7 protein-coding genes and 1 pseudogene are annotated in these 6,329 nt (G+C 54.0%); 6 read left to right on the top strand and 2 right to left on the bottom strand.

Annotated features, from left to right (window positions below):
* Positions 1-244 precede the first annotated feature (244 nt).
* Complete coding sequence (locus tag IKE44_RS13225) at positions 245-778, top strand: MogA/MoaB family molybdenum cofactor biosynthesis protein (protein WP_033014471.1); 534 nt, start codon at positions 245-247, stop codon at positions 776-778.
* Positions 779-988: 210 nt separating this feature from the next.
* Here the strand turns inward: IKE44_RS13225 and IKE44_RS13230 are convergent, their stop codons facing one another.
* Entirely contained in the window at positions 989-1,324 is a 336-nt protein-coding gene (locus IKE44_RS13230; protein ID WP_049625007.1) for a hypothetical protein, read from the bottom strand.
* A 180-nt stretch (positions 1,325-1,504) separates the two neighbouring features.
* Here IKE44_RS13230 and IKE44_RS13235 point away from each other — a divergent pair, with 180 nt between their 5' ends.
* Together IKE44_RS13235 and argH are read left to right on the top strand one after the other, a co-directional pair.
* Positions 1,505-2,725 (top strand): argininosuccinate synthase, encoded by a 1,221-nt coding sequence (locus IKE44_RS13235; RefSeq protein ID WP_033008582.1) that lies wholly within the window; start codon positions 1,505-1,507, stop codon positions 2,723-2,725.
* A 42-nt stretch (positions 2,726-2,767) separates the two neighbouring features.
* Positions 2,768-4,147: an argininosuccinate lyase gene (gene argH / locus IKE44_RS13240; RefSeq protein WP_053532822.1), complete on the top strand. Its 1,380-nt coding sequence runs from the start codon at positions 2,768-2,770 to the stop codon at positions 4,145-4,147.
* Positions 4,148-4,215: 68 nt separating this feature from the next.
* On the opposite strand, the gene IKE44_RS13245 is transcribed toward argH, so the two are convergent.
* On the bottom strand, positions 4,216-4,662 hold the full coding sequence (locus IKE44_RS13245; RefSeq protein WP_033014467.1) for a universal stress protein: 447 nt from the start codon (positions 4,660-4,662) through the stop codon (positions 4,216-4,218).
* Positions 4,663-4,774: 112 nt separating this feature from the next.
* On the opposite strand from IKE44_RS13245, the gene IKE44_RS13250 reads away from it, so the two are divergent.
* The 3 genes and pseudogenes from IKE44_RS13250 to IKE44_RS13260 all read left to right on the top strand — a co-directional run.
* Positions 4,775-4,915: a hypothetical protein gene (locus IKE44_RS13250; protein ID WP_011232228.1), complete on the top strand. Its 141-nt coding sequence runs from the start codon at positions 4,775-4,777 to the stop codon at positions 4,913-4,915.
* A 96-nt stretch (positions 4,916-5,011) separates the two neighbouring features.
* Positions 5,012-5,776 carry an SDR family oxidoreductase gene (locus IKE44_RS13255; protein ID WP_013144502.1) on the top strand — a complete coding sequence of 255 codons (765 nt, stop codon included), beginning with the start codon at positions 5,012-5,014 and terminating at the stop codon, positions 5,774-5,776.
* A gap of 88 nt (positions 5,777-5,864) precedes the next feature.
* Positions 5,865-6,143 (top strand): annotated as a pseudogene (locus tag IKE44_RS13260) (alanine dehydrogenase); the annotation flags it as partial.
* Between the last annotated feature and the right edge of the window lie 186 nt (positions 6,144-6,329).

A 6,329-nucleotide genomic window follows, 5' to 3' on the forward strand; every position in this document is an offset into this window, starting at 1 on the left:
ATAATTCTGTCTATTATATAACAAATAGTTTTGTCCGAAAGTGTACAAAAAAGACGGCCGTCCGAAAACGGCCAGGCGCGCCTTCGGGACAGCCGATTGGTTGTCTTGTGGAGTGTAGGCGGAAGACATTGATTTCACGATGGGGTCTTTTCCTTTCGTTTCGCCAGCGAGAAGCAGCCGGCAAGAGTTGGGTAATTTTTGCTATACTATAGCTAACAACACAATGACAAAAGGAGATGAGGGAATGAGCACAGCTGCCCATAAACAAGAAGCTCCCAAAACCGTCCGCTGCAAAGTCATCACCGTCAGCGACACGAGAACGGAGGAAACCGACCGAAGCGGCCGGTTGATGATCGAGCTGCTCACGGAAGCCGGGCATGAGGTCGTCGGCTATGAGATCGTCAAAGACGAAGCGGACGCCATTCGCGAAGCAGTGCTTGACGGCTGCTGCCACGCCGATGTCGATGCGGTGCTCACGAACGGCGGCACCGGCATCGCCAAGCGCGACGTGACGATCGAAACGGTGAAAGCGCTGCTTGAGAAAGAACTCGTCGGCTTTGGCGAGCTGTTCCGCTTCCTAAGCTACACCGAAGACATCGGCCCGGCCGCCATGCTGTCGCGCGCCGTCGCCGGAGTGGCGATGGACACCGCCGTCTTTTGCACTCCCGGCTCCACCGGCGCTGTGCGCCTCGCGATGACGAAGCTCATTTTGCCGGAGTTGAGGCATGTGGTGAGAGAGATTCGGAAGGATAGGGAGAAGCAGCGAAAGACGCTTTGACGAAAGGAGAGGATGAGCGGAAATGGGGGGACTGACCTAAAAGGTTGTTTTTTCTTAAACAAAACACAACACATCGTTTCTTCAAGATTGTTTTACGCCTACGTCATAGTTAAGAAAGGGTGTCCCGAGCCTTTTGGGAGGTGGTCGCGAAAGCCGCGGCAAGGGCGGCGGGGGCGACATGGCCGTAGAAAAAAGAGACGGCCGGTTTCGTCAGCGTATTTTGCGTTTTACCGCCGCTTCCTTTTCAAAGGAAACATGGGGACTGATCCGATACCAAATCCATAAATCATTCACGATCGAAGCGAGTTCGGCGATGTTAGCATTGAGCTGGCACGAGCGCGCAAAATCCGCTTCTTGGCCGAGCGCGTCTTGTTTTTCGTTGATTTCCCGCTCCAGTTCTGCGATGCGGTCGGGGATCAAGCCGCGGATTGTTTCCCATTCCAGTAAAATCGCCTCTTGTTCGTTTGGGCTGTAGTCCTCCCAAGGCTTGTCCAGATGCGGCACGCGGATGCCGAGCCGCTTGTCGTCGATGAAGATGCCGTTCATTCTTGCCGCCTCCTTTTTTTCTATTATACGAAACATTTCCGCATATCGGTGAGGAATTTTTATTCTTTTTATTGAATAAGTATTGAAAAATCACGGGAAAGCTGATAAAGTGATAATGTGTTCGATTTGAATATTTATTTATATTTAAGTATATTTATGTGACGGGAGAGGAGAACGACCATGGCAAATCCAAAATTGGTGTTGGCCTACTCGGGCGGTTTAGATACATCGGTGGCGATCAAATGGCTTCAGGAGCGCGGGTATGATGTGATCGCGTGCTGCTTGGACCTTGGGGAAGGAAAAGACCTTGATTTCGTGAAAGAAAAAGCGCTCAAAGTCGGCGCGATCAAATCGTACGTCATCGACGTCAAAGACGAGTTTGCGAACGAGTATGCGCTCATCGCTCTGCAGGCGAACGCCCTGTATGAAGGGAAATATCCGCTCGTCTCGGCGCTGTCGCGTCCGCTCATCGCGAAAAAACTCGTTGAAATCGCCGAGCTCGAAGGCGCGGTGGCGGTCGCCCACGGCTGCACGGGGAAAGGGAACGACCAAGTGCGCTTTGAAGTGTCGATCAACGCGCTCAATCCGGACTTGGACGTCATCGCCCCGGTGCGCGAGTGGAGCTGGTCGCGCGAGGAAGAAATCGAATACGCGAAACAGCACGGCATTCCGATTCCGGTCGACCTGGACAGCCCGTTTTCGATCGACCAAAACTTGTGGGGCCGCAGCAACGAGTGCGGCATTTTGGAAGACCCGTGGGCGGCTCCGCCGGAAGAGGCGTATGAGCTGACGGCTTCGCTTGAGAACGCGCCGGATGTGCCGGATGTCATCGAGATCGGCTTTGAACAAGGCGTTCCGGTGACGTTAAACGGCAAGGCGTATCCGCTCGCGCAATTGATTTTGGAGCTGAACGCGTTAGCCGGCAAGCACGGCGTCGGCCGCATCGACCACGTCGAAAACCGCCTTGTCGGCATTAAGTCGCGCGAAGTGTACGAATGCCCGGGGGCGATCACGCTCATCAAAGCGCATAAAGAGCTCGAAGACTTGACATTGGTGAGAGAAGTCGCCCATTTCAAACCGATCATCGAGCAAAAAATCGCCGAAGTCATTTACAACGGCCTGTGGTTTTCGCCGCTCAAAGACGCGCTTGTCGCGTTTTTGAAAGAAACGCAGAAAAACGTCACCGGCGTCGTGCGCGTGAAGCTGTTTAAAGGCCATGCGATCGTCGAAGGGCGCAAATCGCCGTTCTCGCTTTATGATGAAAAGCTGGCGACGTACACGTCGGAAGACGAGTTTGACCATCAAGCGGCGGTCGGGTTCATCTCGCTGTACGGTCTGCCGACGAAAGTCAACAGCATCGTCAACAAGCAACACAAAGCGTCGGTATCGGCCGGCCAATAAGGAAAAGGAAGGAGGAAGTCGCATTCCTCTGCGGCGAGATTCGTGAAAAAACTTTGGGGCGGACGGTTTACGAAAACAGCGGAAGAATGGGTCGACGAGTTTGGCGCGTCGATCCCGTTCGACCAGGAGCTGGTGGAAGAAGACATTGAAGGCAGCCTTGCCCATGTGACAATGCTTGGCGAGTGCGGCATTTTGCCGGCGGAAGATGTCGAGAAGATCAAGAGCGGACTCCTGCGGCTGCTCGAAAAAGCGAAGCGGGGGGAACTCGAGTTTTCCGTCGCGTATGAAGACATTCATTTAAACATTGAAAAAATGTTGATCGACGACATCGGCCCGGTCGGCGGCAAGTTGCACACCGGACGGAGCCGGAACGACCAAGTGGCGACCGATATGCATTTATACTTGCGCAAGCGCGTTGAAGAGATTCTCAGTCTCATCCGCGGGCTGCAGCGGGCGCTTGTCGCTCAAGCCGACAAACATGTCGACACGATCATGCCCGGGTATACGCATTTGCAGCGGGCGCAGCCGATTTCGTTTGCCCATCATTTGCTTGCGTATTTTTGGATGCTCGAGCGGGACTATGAACGTTTTTCTGAGTCGCTGAAACGGATTAACCGCTCGCCGCTCGGCACCGGGGCGCTCGCCGGAACGACGTTTCCGATCGACCGGCGGCGGACGGCGGAGCTGTTGGGTTTTGCCGATCTTTACGAAAACAGCTTGGATGCGGTGAGCGACCGCGATTTCATCATCGAGTTTTTAAGCAACAGCTCGATGCTCATGATGCACTTGTCGCGGCTCGCTGAAGAGCTCATCCTTTGGTCGAGCCAAGAGTTTCAGTTCATTGAGCTTGATGATGCGTTTGCGACCGGCAGCAGCATCATGCCGCAAAAGAAAAACCCGGACATGGCCGAGCTCATCCGTGGCAAAACCGGCCGCGTGTACGGCCATTTGATGGCGCTTCTCACGGTGATGAAAGGGCTGCCGCTCGCCTACAACAAGGACATGCAAGAAGATAAAGAAGGCATGTTTGATACAGTAAAGACGGTCGTCGGGTCGCTGAAAATTTTCACCGGCATGATTGAAACGATGAACGTGCGCACAGACGTCATGGAGCGGGCGACGAATCAGGACTTTTCCAACGCGACCGAGCTTGCCGATTACTTGGCGGCAAAAGGCATGCCGTTCCGCGAGGCGCATGAGGTCGTCGGCAAGCTCGTGCTGCTTTGCATTGAGAAAGGCGTCTTTTTGGCCGACTTGCCGCTTGACGTGTATAAGGAGGCGTCGCCGCTCTTTGACGCAGACATTTATGACGCCTTGAACCCGCGCACGGCCGTCAACCGCCGCAACAGCGCCGGCGGCACCGGTTTTGCCGAAGTGCGGGCGGCGCTTGAAAAAGCGAAAGAAAAGCTAAACACCCCGTAACGGCGGGGTGTTCTTTTTGGCATTTGCCGGCGGCACAGAGAATGGATGCATTCGTTGGGCGCGGAAGGCTATTCTTTCGGTGTCCTGACCACAAGCACATCGCATTTCGCATGGCGGACGATGTTTTCCGAGACACTGCCAATCAGAAACCGCTCGACCGCGTTCAACCCGGTCGCCCCGCAAATGATGAGGTCGGCTTTGTATTTCGGAGCGACGTCTTTGGCGATTTTCACTTTCGGCGAGCCGAATTCGACCGCGGTGTCCACATCGTCGAGTCCAGCGGCGACGGCTTCGTTTTTATACCGTTCCAGAAGTTCGTTCGCATATTGCTCCGACCGTTCGGCGAGGGCGTAATCGTGCGCTTCAACGGTCGTAAAGCCGCGCAAGTCGATGATGTGGGTCAAAATGAGTTTCGCCCCGTTTCGCTTGGCGATTTGAACCGCTTTTTTGAACGCCCATTCCGCTTCCTTCGAGCCATCGACGGCGACGACGATCGTTTGGTAGGTCATGGTCATGTTCTCCCCTCCCTTTGGTTAAAAATGCTATCTCTATATATGGTATACCCATCGCCCTTTGACGAGAAACTAGGCCATATATTGAGATTTTGTGAACAGGGGAGGAAGAGCAATGGAAAAGCGGTATAACGACTGGCAGTACGATGAGGAGGAAGTGCGGACGATCACCGAGCAAATTACCGAGTCGTATGAAAGCGGCATTGTTGACGAGGATGAATCGTATTACGACCCGCGCCGCGAAGTCGGCGAATAGCCATAGCGCCTGCGCGTTATGGTTATTTTTTTGTATTCGCTCTGGTTTGTAGTAAAGTAAAAATGAGACAGCAAATCGCGACGAGGAGGGAGAAGGGTGCGGCACGCCTTGATTACGGCCGGAGCGAAAGGATTGGGGAGAAAAGTGACCGAGCTGCTGCTTGATAAAGGCTACTCGGTGACGGTGAACTACCGGAGCGATGAACAGGCGGTGCGCTCGCTTGCCGAGAAGTACCGCGGCGCCGCTGACCGCCTCCAGTTTGTGCAGGGAGATGTGACGGACAAAAACGATTTAGCGGCGCTTGTGGACGCCGCCATGGAGCGGTTTGGCCGCATTGACTGCCTCATCAACAATGCAGGGCCGTACATTTTTGAGCGGAAAAAGCTGGCCGATTATACGGAAGACGAATGGTACGAAATGATTGAAGGCAATTTGAGCTCGGTCTTCCATTTAGTGAGGCGGACGATCCCGATTATGCGAAAACAACGGTTTGGCCGCATCATTACGTACGGATTTCAAGGAGCGGCGGATGCCCCGGGCTGGGTGCACCGTTCGGCGTTCGGCGCGGCGAAAGTCGGGCTTGTATCGCTGACGAAAACGATCGCCCTGGAAGAGGCGGAATATGGCATTACCGCCAATATGGTGTGCCCAGGCAATATTGTCGGCGCCATGAAAGAGGCGGGGATCGCCGACGCCCGCGCGAGAAGGGATGCGGAAACGCCGGTCGGACGCCCGGGGACTGGTGAAGATATCGCCCGCGTGATCGCGTTTTTATGCGAGGACGACTCGGATTTCATCACCGGCGCCGTCATTGACGTCACCGGCGGAGCGAACGTCATTTACCGCCACCTTTTCCGTTGAGACCAGCGCCTCCTCCTTTTTCGTTTGCTTTTGCGCGAAACGGAGCACAATAAAAGGAAGAAGCGGGAAGGAAAAAGGAGGAAATGTAATGAAGATCGGCATTCCAAAAGAAATCAAAAACAATGAAAACCGCGTCGCCATCACTCCGGCAGGCGTGATGACGCTCGTCAAAGCGGGGCATGACGTGTATGTGGAGACGGAAGCCGGCGCTGGGTCGGGGTTTTCCGATTCCGAGTATGAAAAAGCAGGGGCAGTGATTGTGCCGAACGCGGAAGATGCTTGGACGGCGGAGATGGTGTTGAAAGTGAAAGAGCCGCTGGCTGAGGAGTTCCGCTATTTTCGCCCCGGATTGATTTTGTTTACGTACTGTAGATGAGCATTTTTCATTACAATAATTTCCATGGTTAGAGAGACCTGAATCCGTGACAGAAGTGTATCAAAAATGCTGGGAAACCCAATCGTGTCGAGACTTCGACTCCATTTCGAATGTTCACCTATTAGGTGAAGAACCCCGAGTGCAATATTTTGTTGATTGATCCAGTTTTCTTGGCAG

Source organism: Geobacillus sp. (assembly GCF_017515625.1).
In the GTDB taxonomy this organism is placed as follows: Bacteria; Bacillota; Bacilli; order Bacillales; family Anoxybacillaceae; genus Geobacillus; species Geobacillus stearothermophilus.